Raw genomic sequence first — 17,546 nt, 5'->3', positions numbered from 1 at the left:
GGGGCGGAGGGCGCCAACGGCTTGGTCGCGCCGCGCGACGTCAGCCGCCGCCGAAGACGAAGTCGGTCTTGTAGTAGCCCTTGGCCGGATCGAGGATGTCGATGGCGAACGGCGCCGAACCATCGGCCAGATCCAGAAGCCACGCATCGTTGGACCTGGCCATGACGCCGACATCGGCCTTGACCGCCTCGGCCATCAGCCAGCCGACCATCGCCGCCTTGGTCCCCAGTCCGTCCGGCCCGTCGCGGCCGTAGCTGGCGAAGTAGTCGACGCGCGCATCGATCAGGGCATGGACCTTGGCGTCGGTCGGCGTGCCGCCGAAGATCGCCGCATAGGCCTTTCGGGTGGCGTCGAGCAGCGACAGCGCGCCGTAGTCCGCCGAGAACTTGGCGGCGCCTTCGCCGACTTTGCCCAGATTGACCGCGAAGTTGATGTAGCGGTTCTCCAGGTTGAAGCTCTGGTAGTAGGCGCTGTTGAGATTGGCGCTGTTGGGCCCCGTGGGAGAGACCAGGTAGTCGATCCCGGCCGCGCCCGGGATTTTTCCGGTGAAGAACTGATAGGCCACGGTCGCGACCGAGGTGCTGGAGCCGGCCTGCTTCAGCACGTCGGCCAGGGCCGCGTCCGCGCTCTTCTGGCCGGCGGTCATGGCCACGCCGAGGTCGGTGGCCAGGCCGGCGTGGGCGCCGGACGCGCTCTCGCGCAGGATGGCGCCGAACCAGCCCGAGACGGACTTGAGGCTGGCGGTCGACAGGGCTCCGTCCTTGAAGGTCAGCTTCTCCACGTTGACGAGCGTGTCGTGGATGGCCGCGGCGTCGACGGCGATCGAGCCATCGGCGTTGACCGTCAATTGATAGCTGGCCAGGGCGTTCGAATAGGTCGCCGTGTCGACGCCCGCGCCGCCGTCGATGCGGGCCTGCTTGGCGCCGCCGACATCACCGATCACGTCGTCGCCCGCCCACGTGCGGATCAGGGACGAGCCGTTGCGGTCGGTGATGGTGATCGCCTGGGTGAAGTCTGTCGCCGGGTTGTAGGCCAGCGGCGCGCTCACCAGCGCGAAGCCGTCCTGGTAGACGCCCGGCGAGATCGTCTTGCCCACCAGCACCTGGGCGACGAAGTTCAGCGAGCCGTCCGCCTGGGGAACGGCGATGAACTTGCTGAACCAGTTGTCGTTGAAATAGTAGCCGCCCGAGGCGGGGTACTGCTGCTTCACATAGGTCAGCAGCGTTTCGTTGAGCGCCTTGAACTCGTCGTGCAGGGCCACGTACAGCTTGCCGGTCCCGTCGTTCAGCAACACGTAGTTCGTCTGCCGCGCGGCGCCCTGATAGGTCGAGGACGCGAACAGCAGCGTGTTGATGCCGCTGTGATCGATGTCGACGAACTGCGGGCTGTAGTCGAAGAAGTCGTGATTGGTCCCCAACGCCGCCGCCAGGGTCGCGGTGGCGTCGGCGAAGGTCCCGTCGCCCTTGTTCAGCAGGACCTGAAGCGTGGTCGGATAGTCGGTCGCCGTCTGCGACCACAGGGTCTGGCCGGCGATCAGGTCCAGCGCGCCGTCGTGGTTCAGGTCCTCGGTCCATAGCCGATAGGTGTGGGTCAGGCCCTTGCCGATATTCGACACGTAGGATCGGTATTCCGGCAGGGTCGAAAGATAGGGCGTTATGCGCTGCAGGGGCGTCGGGAAGGCGGTGGTGTCGACCAGGCCCATGCTGGCGGTGTCGAAGGCGTAGACGGCGATGTCCGACGCGCCGGCCACGCCGGGGGCGCTGTAGTCGAACAGGTTATCGCCCCGCACCAAGCGGTAGGCGCCGCCGGTCCCGAACGCGGCCAGCGCCTCGCTGTTGCCGAAGCCGGGCTTGTTCAACGTGGGGGACACGGTCTCGCTCCAGGCGCCGTTGGCGTAGCCGAAGATCGCGTTGGCGTGCTGGTCCGCCGTGCCGAGCATGGTCGCGGTGACGATCACCGGTCGGCCGTTCACATAGGCGACCTCAGCGTCGTGAGCGTTGACCGCGCCGGGCAGGGTCACGCGGTCGTAGCCGCCGGACGCGTTCGACATGAACGCCGTCCCCGCCGCCGCCGCGAAGGGCTTTTCGTTGTACGGCAACAGCACGATGTCCGAGCGTCCGTCGCCGTTGAAGTCGGCTGTCAGGACGGACTGGGTTCCCTCGATGACCGGATTGGCGATGGCGCTGGTCGACAGCGCGGCGGCGCCGGGCGTGAGGAACGCTATCGTCACGTCATAGGGATCGGCCGGGGCCTGGTTGGGGAAGGTCCAGCCGGTGAAGACCACGCCGTAGCCGGCGGGCGTCGACACCAGCGCGCTGAGCGACATGGCCAGCCCGCCCGAATAGTTGGCAGAAAGCTGCGAGACCGAAACCGGCGTCCAGAGGCCGATCAGCGACAGGGTGGGATTGGGTTGCATGCGCCCTCTTCGGATCGTCGGTTTCTTCCACGGGCGCAGCTAAGGAGGATCGCCATCCGGCCGCATCGCCGTTTGTAGGGGGGGGGCGGGAAAGAGGCCGGTGCGGGTTGTTCACCGCGTGCTCGCCTCTGCTAAGGTGCCCCAAGGATGGCGAACGCCGTGGGGAGACGACGATGGCGAAGGTGCTGGGTCTGGGCGGGGTGTTCTTCAAGGCGGAGGATCCGGCGGCGGTGCGCGACTGGTACGCCCGGGTGCTGGGCTTCGAGATCCACGACTGGGGCGGGGCGGTCTTCAAGCCCGTGAAGGGCGGCTCGACCAACTGGTCGGCGTTCTCGGCCGACACCAAATACTTCGAGCCGTCGACCGCGCCGTTCATGATCAATTTCATAGTCGATGATATCGACGGTCTCCTGGCCAAGGCCGCCGCCGCGGGCGTCGAGCCCACGGGCCGCCAGGACGAGGATGGCATGGGCCGCTTCGCCTGGCTTCTAGATCCCGCAGGGGTCAAGATTGAGCTCTGGGAGCCCGCCAAGGGCGACCCTGAGGCATAATTTCCCCTTGCCAAATCGGACATAAAGATATCTTTATGTCCCCATGAAGCTTACCGCCGAACAGGTCGTCGAGGTGCTGCGCGCCGCCGGCGAGTCCACGCGTCTGCGACTCCTGGCCCTGCTGGCGGTCGAGGAGCTGTCGGTGCTGGAGCTGTGCCGCATCCTCGACCAGAGCCAGCCGCGCGTGTCGCGGCACTTGAAGCTGCTGGCCGAGGCCGGCCTGGTCGAGCGCTTCCCGGACGGGGCGTGGGTGTTCTATCGCCTGGCCGCCAAGTCGCCGGGCCGCTTCCTCGTCGAGCAGGCCCTGGACCTGATCGACGACACCGATCCGATCGTGCGCCTGGACGCCGACAAGCTGGCGACCGTGCGGGCCGAGCGCTCGATGGACGCCCAGGCCTATTTCGCCCGCAACGCCGCGCGCTGGAACGAGATCCGTTCGCTGTATGTCGATGAGGCCGAGGTCGAGGCCGCCATCCTGCGCGCGACCGGCGAGGGGCCGTTCGACGAACTGGTCGACTTGGGCGCCGGCGCTGGCCGCATGCTGACCCTGCTAGGCAAGCGCGCCAGCAACGCCTTGGGCCTGGATCTATCGCAGCAGATGCTGAACATCGCGCGCGACGAGGTCACCAAGGCGGGCCTCGCCCAGTGCGAGCTGCGCCATGGCGACATCTTCCGCACCGGCCTGCCGGGCGGCTGCGCCGACCTGGTGACCGTTCACCAGGTGCTGCACTACCTGTCCGATCCCGCCAACGCCGTGGCCGAGGCCGCGCGCCTGGTGACGCCGGGCGGCCTGCTGCTGATCGCCGACTTCGCCCCGCACGACCACGAATTCCTGCGCGAGGTCCACCAGCATCGCCGCCTGGGCTTCGATGACGTCGAGATCATCACCTGGCTGCAGGCCGCGGGCCTGCAGCTGGAAAGCAACATCGCCCTGCCGCCGGCCACCGACGAGGGCCTGACCGTCAAGATCTGGACCGCGCGTCGGCCCGGTAAGGCCGCCGCCGAAAGGAACGCCGCATGACCCTTCCGCCCACCCGTCGCGTGATCGGTCCCGTCGCCCGCGCCGGCGAGCGCACTGGACGTCCGCGCGTCTCGTTCGAGTTCTTCCCGCCCAAGACGCCGCAGATGGAAGAGAACCTGTGGCAGGCGATCACCCGCCTGGCGCCGTTGGACCCGGCCTTCGTCTCGGTGACCTACGGCGCCGGCGGCTCGACCCGCGAGCGCACCCACCGCACGGTCAAGCGCATCCTGGACGAGACCAGCCTGAAGCCCGCCGCCCACCTGACCTGCGTTGGGGCCAGCCGCGAGGAAGTGGACGAGATCATCCGCGAATACTGGGAAACCGGCGTCCGCCACATCGTCTCGCTGCGCGGCGATCCGCCTCCGGGCGAGGGCGGCATCGGCGGGATCTATGTGCCGCGCGCCGACGGCTACGCCAACGCCACCGAGCTGACCAAGGCCCTGCGGGCCATCGCGCCGTTCGAGGTGCTGGTCGGGGTCTATCCGGAGAAGCATCCGGAAAGCCCGTCCCTGGATCACGACATCGACGTGCTGAAACAGAAGGTCGACGCTGGCGCGACCCTGGGCATCAGCCAGTTCTTCTTCGATCTCGACGCCTTTCTGCGCTACGTCGACAAGGTCCGCGCGGCCGGGATCACCATCCCGATCGTGCCGGGGATCATGCCGGTGACCAACTTCGCGGGCCTGAAGAAAATGGCCGCCGCTTGTCAGACGGCGATCCCGTCATGGCTGGGCAACCTGTTCGAAGGCCTGGAGAACGACGCCGAGACCCGCCGTCTGATCGCCTGCTCGGTCGCCGCCGAGATGTGCGCCAAGCTGCAGGAGCAGGGCTTCGAGGACTTCCACTTCTACACGCTGAACCGCGCCGACCTGGTCTACGCTATCTGCCGTGTGCTGGGCGTGCGCGAGGTTTCGCCCGCCGCCTCGGAGGCCGCCGCATGACGCCCCGCAAGACGCCCCCTCCGGCCCTCCGGGCCACCTCCCCCGCGGGCGGGGGAGGAGAGCAAGCCTTCTCCTCACCCGTGAAACGGGGGAGGTGGCGCGCCGCGTATACGCGGCGTGACGGAGGGGGCGCTTTGGCCGCCCTCCTGGCCGTGCTGGTGCTGAGCGCTACGCCGGCCCACGCGGACAACAGCAATTGGACCAAGCCGATCAAGCCGTACCGCGTGGTCGGCAACATCTACTATGTCGGCTCCGAAGGGCTGTCGGCCTGGCTGATCACCTCGTCGCAAGGCCACGTGCTGCTGGACAGCGGCCCGTCGGCCGACGGCGCCAAGCTGATCGAGCGTGGCATCCAGCAGCTGGGCTTCCAACTGGCCGACGTGAAGATCCTGATCAACACCCACGCCCACTTCGACCACGCCGGCGGCCTAGCCCAGCTGAAGGCCGACATTCCGACCGCCAAGGTCTGGGCCTCGCGCGGCGACGCGCCGGCCCTGGAGAAGGGCCAGCACTTCGGCGACAACGACAACGGCCTGACGCCCTTTCCGGCGGTCAAGGTCGACAAGGGCTTCGGCGACGAGACCAAGCTGAAGCTGGGCGAGACCACGCTGGTCGCCCACCTGACGCCGGGCCATACGATCGGCTGCACCACCTGGACCACGGCGGTGACCGAGAAGGGCCGGCCGCTGAACGTGACCTTCCCGTGTTCGCTGTCGGTGGCCGGCAACCACCTGGTCGGCAACAAGACCTACCGCGACATCGTCGCCGACTATCGGGCCAGCTTCATCAAGATGCGGACCTTCCCGACCGACGTGATGCTGCCGTCGCACGAGGAGCAGGGCGGCCTGCTGGCCAAGCGCCAGAAGCAGCTGCGCGGCGACCCCAACGCCTTCGTCGATCCGACCGAACTGGCCAAGTTCGTCGACGCCTATGAAGGCCAGTTCAACCAGGAACTCGCCCGCCAGCAGGCGGCGAACCCGGGAGCCAAGCGATGACCGATCTCTCCGTTCGTTCGAACCGCGTCGCCGCCCTCAAGGCCGCCGCCAAGCAGAAGATCCTGATCCTGGACGGCTCCTGGGGCGTGATGTTCCAGAAGAAGGGCCTGACCGAGGCCGACTACCGAGCCGAGCGCTTCGCCGCCTACGACGGCCAGATGAAGGGCAACAACGACATCCTGTGCCTGACCCGGCCGGATCTCGTCGCCGAGCTTCATGACGCCTATTTCGCGGCCGGCGCCGACATCTCCGAGACCAATACCTTTTCGGGCACCACCATCGCCCAGGCCGACTATCACCTGGGCGAGCAGGAGGTCTGGGACATCAATTTCGAGGGCGCTCGGATCGGCCGCTCGGTGGCCGATCGCTGGAACGCCGAGAACCCGGCCAGCCCGAAGTTCATCGCCGGCTCGATCGGGCCGCTGAACGTCATGCTGTCGATGTCGTCGGATGTGAACGATCCCGGCGCGCGTAAGGTGACCTTCGACCAGGTCTACCAGGCCTATCGCCAGCAGGTGGACGCGCTGTACCAGGGCGGGGTCGACCTGTTCCTGATCGAAACCATCACCGACACCCTGAACTGCAAGGCCGCGATCAAGGCGATCCTCGACTGGCGCGACGAGGGTCACGAAGAGCTGCCGATCTGGATCAGCGGCACCATCACCGACCGCTCGGGCCGCACCCTGTCGGGCCAGACGGCCGAGGCGTTCTGGAACTCGGTCAAGCACGCCAAGCCGTTCGCGGTGGGCTTCAACTGCGCCCTGGGCGCGGACCTGATGCGCCCGCACATCGCCGAGATGTCCCGCATCGCCGACACCCTGGTCGCGGCCTATCCCAACGCCGGCCTGCCCAACGCCATGGGCCAGTACGACGAACAGCCGCACGAGACCGGCCACGCCCTGCACGAATGGGCCAAGGACGGCCTCGTCAACATCCTGGGCGGCTGCTGCGGCACCACACCGGACCACATCCGCCACGTGGCCGATGAGGTGCGGGGCGTCGCGCCGCGCCAGATCCCCGAGCGTCCGAAGGCCATGCGGCTGGCGGGGCTCGAGCCGTTCGAGCTGGCTTAGAGCCTAGCGGCCCTCGTTCTTTCCCTTCCCCCTTCGATGGGGGAAGGGCAGGGATGGGGGTGACAGCGTTTCAGAATTGAGCGCCGTGGTCAGATCGACCGCCGCGTCATCCCCACCCCAACCCTTCCCCATCAAGGGGGTGGGCGCGAGATCGTCTAATGAGACCCGTCTTCGTCAACATCGGTGAGCGCACCAACGTCACCGGCTCGGCCAAGTTCAAGAAGCTGATCGTCGAGGGCAACTATCCCGAGGCGCTGTCGGTCGCGCGCCAGCAAGTCGAGGCCGGAGCCCAGGTCATCGACGTCAACATGGACGAGGGCTTGCTCGACTCCAAGCTGGCCATGGTAACCTTCCTGAACCTGATGGCCGCCGAGCCCGACATCGCCCGCGTGCCGGTGATGATCGACAGCTCCAAGTGGGAGGTGATCGAGGCCGGGCTGAAGTGCGTCCAGGGCAAGGCGATCGTCAACTCGATCTCGATGAAGGAAGGCGAGGCGAAGTTCCTCGAACAGGCCCGCCTGTGCCAGCGCTACGGCGCGGCCGTGGTCGTCATGGCGTTCGACGAGGTCGGCCAGGCCGACACCGAGGCCCGCAAGGTCGAGATCTGCGAGCGGGCCTACGCCCTGCTGGTCGACAAGTTGGACTTCCCGCCCGAGGACATCATCTTCGACCCGAACATCTTCGCCGTGGCGACGGGGATCGAGGAGCACGACAACTACGCCGTCGACTTCATCGAGGCCACGCGCCGCATCAAGCAGATGCTGCCCTATGCGCGGGTGTCGGGCGGGGTGTCGAACGTCTCGTTCAGCTTCCGCGGCAACGAGCCGGTGCGCCGGGCGATCCACTCGGTGTTCCTGTACCACGCCATCAACGCCGGCATGGACATGGGCATCGTCAACGCCGGCGACCTGCCGGTCTATGACGACATCGACCCCGTGCTGCGCGAGGCCGTCGAGGACGTGATCCTCAACCGTCCGCAGCGCGATCCGGTGATGACCAACACCGAGCGTCTGGTCGACATGGCCCCGCGCTACAAGGGCGAGAAGGGGCAGGCCCAGCAGGTCAATCTGGCCTGGCGCGAAGGCACGGTGGGCGAGCGCATCACCCACGCCCTGGTCAATGGCATCACCGAGTTCATCGAAGCCGACACCGAGGAAGCGCGCCTGGCCGCCGAGCGTCCGCTGCACGTGATCGAAGGCCCGCTGATGGACGGCATGAACGTCGTCGGCGACCTGTTCGGCGCGGGCAAGATGTTCCTGCCCCAGGTGGTCAAGTCGGCCCGCGTGATGAAGCAGGCCGTGGCCTGGCTGATGCCATTCATGGAGGCCGAGAAGGAAGGCCAGGTCCGCAAGGCGGCCGGCAAGGTGTTGATGGCCACGGTCAAGGGCGACGTCCACGACATCGGCAAGAACATCGTCGGCGTCGTGCTGCAGTGTAACAACTACGAGGTCATCGACCTGGGCGTCATGGTCCCGGCCGACCGCATCCTCGAGGAGGCCAAGAAGCACCAGGTCGACATGATCGGTCTATCGGGCCTGATCACGCCGTCACTGGACGAGATGGTGTTCGTGGCCGCCGAGATGGAGCGCCAGGGCTTCGACATCCCGCTGCTGATCGGCGGCGCCACGACCAGCCGCACCCATACCGCGGTGAAGATCGAGCCGGCCTATCGCCGGGGCCCGACCACCTATGTCGTCGACGCCAGCCGCGCCGTGGGCGTGGTCTCGGGCCTGCTGTCGGAGGGCGAGCGCGACCGGATCATCGGCGAGACCCGCGCCGAATACGTCAAGGTGCGCGAGCAATACGCGCGCGGTCAGACGGTCAAGGCGCGCGCGTCGATCCAGGAGGCCCGCAAGCGCGCCTTCGCGATCGACTGGAAGGGCTATGTCCCGCCCAAGCCGGCTTTCATCGGTGCGCGGACCTTCGAGCCGAGCCTGGCCGAGCTGGAGCCCTATATCGACTGGTCGCCGTTCTTCGCCAGCTGGGAGCTGGTGGGGCGCTTCCCGCAGATCCTGGAGGACGACGTGGTCGGCCAGGCCGCCACCGACCTCTATCGCGACGCCCGCGCCATGCTGGACAAGGTCGTGGCCGAGACGTGGTTCGGGGCCAAGGGCGTGATCGGCTTCTGGCCGGCCCAGGCCCAGGGCGACGACATCGTTCTCTATACGGACGAGACCCGCACCGCCGAACTGTCGCGCTTCCACACCCTGCGCCAGCAGATGGACAAGGGGGAGGGCAAGACCAATGTGGCGCTGTCGGACTTCGTCGCCCCGATCGGCCAGGGCGGCGACTATGTCGGCGGCTTCGCGGTCACGGCCGGCCATGGCGAGGACGAGATCGTCAAGGCGTTCAAGGACGCCGGCGACGATTACAGCGCCATCATGGCCTCGGCCCTGGCCGACCGCCTGGCCGAGGCCTTCGCCGAGTGGCTGCACCACAAGGTCCGCGTCGAGCTGTGGGGCTACGCGGCCGAGGAAGACGGCGACGTCGAGCGAATGATCGCCGAGAAATACCAGGGCATCCGCCCCGCGCCCGGCTATCCAGCCCAGCCCGACCACACCGAAAAGGGCGCGCTTTTCAAGCTGCTGGACGTGGAAGCTGCGACCGGCATGAAGTTGACCGAGAGTTACGCCATGACCCCCGGCGCCGCGGTCTCGGGCCTGTTCTTCAGCCATCCGCAGGCCCACTATTTCGGGGTCGGCAAGATCGACGCCGACCAGGTCGAGGACTACGCGGCCCGCAAGGGCTGGGACGTGGCCACGGCCGAGCGCTGGCTGTCGCCGATCCTCAACTACGACCCGGCGACGCGGACGCGAGGCGCGGCGGCGTAGGCCTCGGTCGGCTTCCCGACATCGGAAGGGCTTTCTGGGCCTCGAAAAACCCAAATCGCGTAACGGCGTGCGATAATATGTCCGGAAGCCATCCAGGATAAGGATTTCCGCAACCGTTCCCGTGAAGGATGGGCCCCCTCGAGGGACCCTGATGGACCGCAGAAACATCGAGCTGAAGATCTTTGGCCTGATCGCCGGCATGGCGGCGGGCATGATCCTGCTCGCCGGTTTCGCGCTGACCGTCGCCACCCGCCACGCCGACACCCGCGAGCGCCAGTACGAGCAGACCCTGGTCGGCAACGGCCTGCGCCAGCGTGGCAAGGAAGTGCAGACCGCCCTCAATCCCTACGTCATCTGGGACGAGGCGATCATCAAGCTGGACAACCAGTTCGATCAGGCCTGGGCCAGCCAGAACATCGGCGCTTCGCTGGGCGGGGCGCTGGGCTACAAGGTGGTCTACGTCCTGGACGCGGCCGACCAGCCGATCTACGGCCATTTGAACGGCAGGGATGTCGGCGTCGACACCTACAGCCGCTACGCCGCGCCGACCGCGCCGCTGGTGGCCGCCATCCGCAAGATCGAGGACGATCCCAAGAAGGTCGCCGAGCTTCGCGCCGTGCACAGGAGCCGGGTCGAACTGATCGGCGGCGAGCCGGTCCTGATGACCGTCTCCCTGGTCCGCCCGGACCTGAACGCCAAGACCCGCGGCCCGCGCGCGCCGCTGCTGGTGACCGGCATCCCGGTGGCCAACAGCGTGGTGAAGGCCTTCGCCGACCGCTTCCTGCTGCACCAGACCCACATCGAAATCGTCAAGCCGGAGCAGTTGCGGACCAAGGACGCCCAGGCGGTGCTGGGCAAGGCCGCCGACGGCCGCCGCATCGTCCTGCGCTGGACGCCGCGGAAGCCGGGCGAGGAGCTCCTGAAGTCGGCGACGCCGATGCTGGCCGCCGCGGTGTTCGCCGCGGCGCTGGGCTCGTTCCTGCTGTTCCGCATCACGCGCCGCGCGGCCAAGAAGCTGCTGCTCAGCGAGGCCGAGGCCAAGCACCTGTCGCTGCACGATCCGCTGACGGGCTTGGCCAACCGCACCCTGTTCACCGACCGCCTGGTCCACGCCCACGCGCTGCTGCGCCGCAAGCCAGGCCATCTAAGCGTGCTGTGCATCGACCTGGACCGCTTCAAGGAGGTCAACGACAGTTATGGCCACGACGCCGGTGACCAGCTGATCCGCGAGGTCGCCCGTCGACTGAAGGCCATCTGCCGCGACACCGACACCATTTGCCGCCTGGGCGGCGACGAGTTCGCGATCATCCAGCCCGACACCAACCCCTCCGGCGCGGCCACCCTGGCCCAACGCGTGGTCGAAGGGCTGTCTGGCGAGGTGGACCTCTCGATCGGCCGCGCCCAGCTGTCGTGCTCGGTCGGCGTGGCCGTGGTTTCCGACGCCGAGCAGGGCCAGGCCGAGCTGCTGCGCCAGGCGGACGTGGCCCTCTATCGCGCCAAGGAAGGCGGTCGCGGCCGCTACTGCTTCTTCGAGCCCGAGATGGACGCGGCCCTTCGCCTGCGGAAGGGGCTGGAGCGCGACCTGCGCGCGGCCCTCGACAAGGACGCCCTGACGGTGGCCTACCAGCCGCTGACCGACGCGCGCGGCGCCATGGTCGGGGTTGAGGCCTTGGCCCGCTGGAGCCATCCCGAGCGCGGCGAGATCTCGCCCGCTATCTTCATTCCCCTGGCCGAGGCCTGCGGCCTGATCGGCGCGGTGGGCGCGGCCGTGTTCCGTCGCGCCTGCTATGACAGCCTGCGCTGGTCGGGGCTGGAGGTGTCGGTCAACGTCTCGGCCATCCAGCTGTCGAACGCCGGCTTCGTCGACGAGATGGTCGCCACCCTGGCCGAGACCGGCGCCCGCGCCGATGTCTTCATGCTGGAGATTACCGAGACGGCCCTGCTGAAGGACAGCGACGGCGTCCACGAGGCCTTGCGTCGCTTGAAGCGCCTGGGCTTCCGCCTGGCGCTGGACGACTTCGGCACCGGCTATGCCAGCCTGGCCTATCTGCGCCGCCACCCGATCGACAAGCTGAAGATCGACCGCTCGTTCGTCTCAAGCATCCCGGGCAATAGCGAGAGCATGGCCGTGGCCAGCGCCATCGTCAGCCTGGCCAAGTCGCTGGGCCTGAAGACCACGGCCGAGGGCGTCGAGACCGAGAGCCAGCTGAACGCCCTGATCAAGCTGGGCTGCGCCGAGTTCCAGGGCTTCCTGCTGGGCCGCCCGATGCCGGCCGACGCGATCGCCGGCGCGCGGGCGAGGGTGTGGGCTCGCTAGAGCCGCCCGTCACCCCGCGAACGCGTCGCGGGATGACGACGATGATGTTCAGTCCGCCTTGCAGATCAGCACATCCCGGCCGCCGCGCTTGGCGGGAACCAGGCTGCCGGCGCAGGCGACGGGGTTGACCGGATCGACGATCTTCTCGTTGCCGCCGATCGGCGGAAGAGGCTTGGCCGGGGCCTTGGCCAGAGGCTTGGTCGGCGCGGGCTTAGGCGCGGCCGGCTTCGGCGTCGCGACCGGTTCGGTCGTCTGCGCGGGCGGCGTCTCGGGCGCGGGAGCGGGCGGGGCGGCCTGAGTGGTCGGCTGGGGGGCGGTCGGCTGGGGGGCGGCCGGCGCAGGCGCTTCCGGCGCGGGCTGGGGCACCGAGGCCGTGGCCGAGACGCTGTTGTAGCTCAGGGCCTTGCCCAGGATCGTCGACTTGGTTTCCAGGGTTCTGGCGCGGCGCTCGCAATCGCTGGGCGGGCTCCAGCTCATCCACATCTGAGCGAGCCGAGCCTTGTCCACCGAACCGGCGCCTTGCCAGATGGCCGCGCCGCGCTTGACCTGGGCGCCGCCATATTCCGAGATCGGGCGCGGGCTGGCCTTCTCGGCCGCGGTGATCGCCGAGGAGAACACCTTGAGGTCCTTCTGGGCCTGAGCCTTCAGCTCCGGATAGGTCTTCAGCGAGGCCGCCACGCCGTCGGGGCCTGGGAACGCCTTCTCGATGCGCGTCACCTCGGGCATCACGCGATCATACAGCGAGGCGTAGCCGCCCAGGGCGCCGTAGCACCAGGCGACATAGCCATACTCGTCGGTCGGCGGAGCGTTCGGGCTTTGCGCGGCCACTTGGCCGTCCTGAGCGAGGAGGGCGAGGGCGAGGAGGAGGGCGTTCGCCATGTGGCGGAGGTCCTTTCGAATACGGAGCTTGGTCACTAGAGCATTTCTTTCCGGAATGGGACCGTTGCGTGACCATTCCGGATTAAGCGTGGCCATAACGAACGAACGGCCGATCGGCTCCTTCGTCGCATGCGCGGGCGGTTTCGCCGCATTGCACTAAAGTCATGTGAACGATCATTCTCATTGTGCTAGAAGCGCGATGACGGGTGATCCGTATCGGCCCGTCGCGCGTATTTCTTTCGTTCGTCGCTGGTATCGAGGCGTTCATGACCTTCTGGCGCAACATCGCGAGCATCGCCGCCCGGCGTCTGGACCTGGCCGACTGCACGGAATGTCCGAGCGGTCTGCCCGGGGAGGATCCGGCGTTCTCGACCGCGGTGACGGCGCTCGGAGCCAAGCTGGCCAAGGTCGACGGCCGCGCCGACGGCGGCGAGTTCGCGGCCTTCACCGAGGTGTTCCAGCCCGATCCGGCGTCCGAGCCCAACATTCATCGCCTGTACGAGCTGGCCCGCCAGACCACCCACGGCTTCGAGAGCTACGCCAAGCGGCTGGCCAAGCGCTATTCCAGCTGCCCGCAGCTGCTGGAGGACGTGGTCGACGGCCTGTTCCACATCGCCAAGGCCGACGGCGTGGTGACCCAGGACGAGCTGGACTATCTGGCGCGAGTCTCGGACCTGTTCGGCATGTCGCCGCTGGCCTTCCGTCGCCTGCGCGCTACTCACCTGGGCGTCGGGGCCGACGACCCTTACGCCATCCTGGAAGTGCCGCCCGACGCAGACGATTCGGTCGTGCGCCAAGCCTGGAAGTCCGCCCTGTCCATCGCCCATCCCGACCGGGCCCGGGCGCGGGGCCTGCCCAGCGAATTCATCGAAGTGGCCGAGGCCAAGGCGGCCGCGATCAACGCCGCCTTCTCGACCGTGATGCGCGAGCGCAAGGAACTGGGTCTGGCGGCCGCGGGCTGAGCCGAGACAATCTGTCTCTGGCGGTCTCTCCCGTAAGGGATCGGAAAAGGCTTTTCATCCGGCGTCGTCGGGTGTTCAGTTGGCGTTCAGCGCTTGTGAACCAACTTGATTGACCATAGGCGCGGACGAAAGGACCCCGATGAGCAGCCAAAGCGCCGCAGCTTCGCCCTTCCATAGCCTGGCCTGGATGGCCGGGGCCTTGGCGACGTCGGCGGCCGTGGTGATCGGCGCGGTGCTGGCGGTGGTGTTCGCCGCGACCGTGGTCGTGGTCGGTTTCATTGGCAGCGCCCTGTTCGGCCTGGCCGCCTTCGCCTTACGCGGCCGCAAGGTCGGCAAGGCGCGGGAAGGCGATCCCAGCCTGATCGAAGCCCGCAACGTCGGCGGCCACTCGTGGGTCGCCTACGGCTGGAACGAGCGGCCTTAAACCCCCTCCATCCGTCATTCCCGCCCTTGTGGCGGGAACCCCTCTGTCCGCCGCAGGTGCGGTAGGGGCGGATCGCTGGCGATCCGCTTGCATCTCGCGTGCAGCTGAACCAGGGGTTCCCGCCACTTGGCTTGCCCTCAGGCCGGCGAAGCCGGTCCCGGGGGGCGGGAATGACAACAGGTGGGGGAGGTGAGGAGAAGACTTGCTCCCGCCGCGCCCGTACCTCATCCTGCCATTCAAACAAACGTTGGGAGGCAAGCATGATCGGCGTCGTCGCGATCCTGAAGGTTCAGCCGGACAAGTCGGCGGACTTCGAGAAGGTGTTCCTGGACCTGCAGAACCGGGTGAAGGCCAACGAGCCGGGCTGCCTCGTCTATCAGCTGACCAAGTCCAGGACCGAGGCCGGGACCTACAAGGTGCTAGAGCTCTACGCGTCCGAGGAAGCGCTGAAACATCACGGCGGCACGGACTATTTCAAGGCCGCCGGCGCGGCCATGGGGCCGTTCATGGCCGGTCGCCCGGACATCGAGTATCTCGACGCGGTGGAGTAGGGGGATGGACCTCGCCTTTTCTCCCGAGGACCTGGCATTCCAGCAGGAGGTCCGCGACTGGATCGCGACCGCCTATGATGACGATCTGCGGAAGCAGTACGCCCAGTCCAAAAACGGCTATCTCGACAAGGCCGGCCAGGTGCGCTGGCAGAAGAAGCTGTTCGAACGCGGCTGGGCGGCGCCGGACTGGCCGGTCGAGCTGGGCGGGGCGGGCTTCACCCCCTCGCAGCGCTACATCTTCAACATGGAGATGAGCCTGGCCGGCGTGCCGACCGCCTCGCCGATGGGGCTGAAGATGGTCGCGCCGGTGATCATGGCGTTCGGCTCGGACGAACAGAAGGCCCAGCATCTGCCGGCCATCCTGCGGTCCGACATCTGGTGGTGCCAGGGCTATTCGGAACCCGGCTCGGGCTCGGACCTGGCCAGCCTGCAGATGAAGGCCGAGCGAGATGGCGACGACTACGTCCTGAACGGCTCGAAGATCTGGACCACCCATGCCCAGTGGGCCGACTGGATGTTCTGCCTGGTCCGCACCTCGTCGGCGGGCAAGCCGCAGGAAGGCATCTCGTTCCTGCTGCTGCGGATGGACACCCCCGGTGTTCAGATCAAACCGCTGCCCACCCTGGACGGTCCGCCCGATGGCGAGCAGGAGATCAACCAGGTCTTCTTCGACAATGTCCGCGTGCCGGTCGCCAACCGCATCGGCGAGGAGAACAAGGGCTGGACCTACGCCAAGTACCTGCTGGAATTCGAGCGCGGCAACGCCTATGCGCCGGGCCTGATGAACATGCTGAAGAAGGTCAAGCGCATCGCCGCCCTCGAGCGGGCCGACGACGGCGGGCGGCTGATCGACGACCGCGACTTCCGCGAGAAGATCGCCAATCTGGAGATCCAGGTCGCGGCGCTAAACGCCACCGAATTGCGGATCTTCTCGGGCCGCACCGCCGGCAAGGCGATCGGCCCGGCCTCGTCGATGCTGAAATGCGTCGGCTCCGAGCACCAACAGGTGATCACCGAGCTGACCCTGGAGGCGGTCGGGACCTATGCCGCCCCGTTCGGGCGCGACACCTGGGCGGCCTCTAACGACGGCCGGGCTGGACCAGACTACGCGGGGCCAGCGGCGCCGGCCTATTTCAACTATCGCAAGGCCTCGATCTACGCGGGCTCGAACGAGATCCAGCGCAACATCATGGCCAAGATGGTGCTGGGGCTGTGAGGCTCGCGCCGTAACGCCCCCTCCGTCACGTCGCCTATTGGCGCCGCGCCACCTCCCCCGTTTCACGGGTGAGGAGGATACCGCTTCATCCTCCCCCGCTCGCGGGGGAGGTGGCGCGCCGCGGATACGCGGCGTGACGGAGGGGGCGCTCCGATCCCTCCCAGTATTTCTAACTGGCCACGACGCCAAACAAGTGTTTGGATCTCCCGCAACATCTCCTGTGCCGGAATCCTCGATGTCCCTCGACGCCCTGTTCAAGCCGTTCGAATTCAAGTCGCTGAAGCTGCCTAACCGGGTGGTGATGGCGCCGATGACGCGGTCGTTCTCGCCGGGCGGCGTGGCGACCGACGACGTCGCCGCCTATTATCGCCGGCGCGCGGAAGGGCAGGTGGGCCTGATCATCACCGAGGGCACGGGCGTGGCGCGTCCCGCCTCGCTGAACGACGCCAACGTCCCGCGCTTCCACGGCGAGGCCGAGCTGGCCGCCTGGAAGAAGGTGGCCGACGAGGTTCACGCCGCCGGCGGCCTGATCGCTCCGCAGCTGTGGCACGTGGGCGCGGCCAAGGGGCCGGCGCAGCTGGGCAAGGTCGACAGCCCCTCGGGTCTGTCCAAGAAAGGCGGCAACCCGTTCACCGAGCCGATGACCGACGCCGAGGTCGCCGACACGATCGCCGCCTTCGCCACGGCCGCCGCCGACGCCAAGCGCCTGGGCTTCGACGCCATCGAGCTGCACGGCGCCCACGGCTATCTGATCGACCAGTTCTTCTGGGAAGGCACCAATGTCCGCGACGACGTGTTCGGCGGTCCGACCATCGCCGACCGCGGCCGGTTCGCCGCCGAGATCCTCAAGGCCGTCCGCGCCGCGGTCGGCCCGGATTATCCGGTGATCATCCGCCTGTCGCAGTGGAAACAGCAGGACTACGCGGTCAAGAACGCCGAGACGCCGCAGCTGCTGGAGGCCTGGCTGCAGCCGCTGGCCGACGCTGGGGCCGACATCTTCCACTGCAGCCAACGCCGCTTCTGGGAGCCGGAGTTCGAGGGCAGCGACCTCAACTTCGCCGGCTGGGCCAAGAAGCTGACCGGCGCCCCGACCATCACCGTCGGTTCGGTGGGCCTGTCGGGCGAGTTCATCGCCGCGTTCGGCGGCGAGGGCAGCCAGCCAGCCTCGATCGACGGCCTGCTGGAGCGCCTGGAGCGCGGCGAATTCGACCTGGTCGGCGTCGGCCGGGCCCTGCTGCAGGATCCCGAATGGGTTGTGAAGATCCGCGACGGCCGCCAGGACGAGCTGAAGAACTTCGAACGTGAGGCTCTGGGGGTTCTCTACTAGACACGAGCGTTTCGGGCGGCGCGACTACCTCCCCCGCGAGCG

General features: G+C 67.7%; 14 protein-coding genes and 2 pseudogenes. 14 read left to right on the top strand and 2 right to left on the bottom strand.

The features are described 5' to 3' along the window. Nucleotides 1-40 precede the first annotated feature (40 nt). A complete protein-coding gene (locus ABIC66_RS06595; protein WP_354068744.1) occupies nucleotides 41-2,416 on the bottom strand; it encodes a hypothetical protein in 2,376 nt (791 codons plus the stop codon). A gap of 173 nt (nucleotides 2,417-2,589) precedes the next feature. Here ABIC66_RS06595 and ABIC66_RS06590 point away from each other — a divergent pair, with 173 nt between their 5' ends. The 8 genes and pseudogenes from ABIC66_RS06590 to ABIC66_RS06560 all read left to right on the top strand — a co-directional run bounded on the left by ABIC66_RS06590 (nucleotide 2,590) and on the right by ABIC66_RS06560 (nucleotide 12,145). Then, nucleotides 2,590-2,967 (top strand): VOC family protein, encoded by a 378-nt coding sequence (locus ABIC66_RS06590; RefSeq protein WP_354068742.1) that lies wholly within the window; start codon nucleotides 2,590-2,592, stop codon nucleotides 2,965-2,967. 43 nt (nucleotides 2,968-3,010) lie between these two features. Further along, nucleotides 3,011-3,988 (top strand): ArsR/SmtB family transcription factor, encoded by a 978-nt coding sequence (locus tag ABIC66_RS06585; RefSeq protein WP_354068740.1) that lies wholly within the window; start codon nucleotides 3,011-3,013, stop codon nucleotides 3,986-3,988. Next, nucleotides 3,985-4,929 (top strand): methylenetetrahydrofolate reductase [NAD(P)H], encoded by a 945-nt coding sequence (gene metF / locus ABIC66_RS06580; protein WP_354068738.1) that lies wholly within the window; start codon nucleotides 3,985-3,987, stop codon nucleotides 4,927-4,929. The genes ABIC66_RS06585 and metF overlap by 4 nt, the downstream gene beginning before the upstream one ends. Before the next feature lie 33 nt (nucleotides 4,930-4,962). Continuing rightward, nucleotides 4,963-5,063, top strand: a pseudogene (locus ABIC66_RS24175) (hypothetical protein); the annotation flags it as partial. Next, nucleotides 5,064-5,924, top strand: a complete 861-nt coding sequence (gene blaCAU / locus ABIC66_RS06575) for a CAU/MBL1b family subclass B3 metallo-beta-lactamase (RefSeq protein WP_502910317.1) — start codon at nucleotides 5,064-5,066, stop codon at nucleotides 5,922-5,924. After that, nucleotides 5,921-6,997, top strand: a complete 1,077-nt coding sequence (locus tag ABIC66_RS06570) for a homocysteine S-methyltransferase family protein (RefSeq protein ID WP_354068734.1) — start codon at nucleotides 5,921-5,923, stop codon at nucleotides 6,995-6,997. Before blaCAU ends, ABIC66_RS06570 begins: the two co-directional genes overlap by 4 nt. Nucleotides 6,998-7,155: 158 nt before the next feature. Further along, the gene (metH, locus tag ABIC66_RS06565) at nucleotides 7,156-9,828 is read left to right on the top strand and encodes a methionine synthase (RefSeq protein ID WP_354068732.1); all 2,673 of its coding nucleotides are present in this window, start codon (nucleotides 7,156-7,158) and stop codon (nucleotides 9,826-9,828) included. Between the two features lie 151 nt (nucleotides 9,829-9,979). Then, nucleotides 9,980-12,145, top strand: a complete 2,166-nt coding sequence (locus ABIC66_RS06560; RefSeq protein WP_354068731.1) for a bifunctional diguanylate cyclase/phosphodiesterase — start codon at nucleotides 9,980-9,982, stop codon at nucleotides 12,143-12,145. Nucleotides 12,146-12,193: 48 nt separating this feature from the next. Here ABIC66_RS06560 and ABIC66_RS06555 read toward each other — a convergent pair whose 3' ends face one another. Next, nucleotides 12,194-13,024: a hypothetical protein gene (locus ABIC66_RS06555; RefSeq protein ID WP_354068730.1), complete on the bottom strand. Its 831-nt coding sequence runs from the start codon at nucleotides 13,022-13,024 to the stop codon at nucleotides 12,194-12,196. Nucleotides 13,025-13,290: 266 nt separating this feature from the next. Between ABIC66_RS06555 and ABIC66_RS06550 the strand changes: the two genes are divergently transcribed. From ABIC66_RS06550 to ABIC66_RS06525, 6 genes and pseudogenes are all read left to right on the top strand, one after another. Further along, nucleotides 13,291-13,986, top strand: coding sequence for a TerB family tellurite resistance protein (locus ABIC66_RS06550; protein WP_354068728.1), 696 nt, complete (start codon nucleotides 13,291-13,293; stop codon nucleotides 13,984-13,986). 109 nt (nucleotides 13,987-14,095) lie between these two features. Continuing rightward, nucleotides 14,096-14,410, top strand: coding sequence for a hypothetical protein (locus tag ABIC66_RS06545; protein WP_354068727.1), 315 nt, complete (start codon nucleotides 14,096-14,098; stop codon nucleotides 14,408-14,410). 260 nt (nucleotides 14,411-14,670) lie between these two features. Then, nucleotides 14,671-14,961 carry a putative quinol monooxygenase gene (locus tag ABIC66_RS06535; protein ID WP_354068725.1) on the top strand — a complete coding sequence of 97 codons (291 nt, stop codon included), beginning with the start codon at nucleotides 14,671-14,673 and terminating at the stop codon, nucleotides 14,959-14,961. 4 nt (nucleotides 14,962-14,965) lie between these two features. Next, on the top strand, nucleotides 14,966-16,177 hold the full coding sequence (locus ABIC66_RS06530) for an acyl-CoA dehydrogenase family protein (RefSeq protein WP_354068723.1): 1,212 nt from the start codon (nucleotides 14,966-14,968) through the stop codon (nucleotides 16,175-16,177). Nucleotides 16,178-16,191: 14 nt separating this feature from the next. Beyond that, nucleotides 16,192-16,314, top strand: a pseudogene (locus ABIC66_RS24170) (hypothetical protein); the annotation flags it as partial. Nucleotides 16,315-16,412: 98 nt separating this feature from the next. Beyond that, nucleotides 16,413-17,504: an NADH:flavin oxidoreductase gene (locus ABIC66_RS06525; protein ID WP_354068721.1), complete on the top strand. Its 1,092-nt coding sequence runs from the start codon at nucleotides 16,413-16,415 to the stop codon at nucleotides 17,502-17,504. Nucleotides 17,505-17,546: the final 42 nt, after the last annotated feature.

Source organism: Caulobacter sp. 1776 (assembly GCF_040545685.1).
GTDB lineage: Bacteria > Pseudomonadota > Alphaproteobacteria > Caulobacterales > Caulobacteraceae > Caulobacter.
Note: the sequence above shows the minus strand (reverse complement) of the source record. Positions and strands in the feature narration are given on the sequence as shown.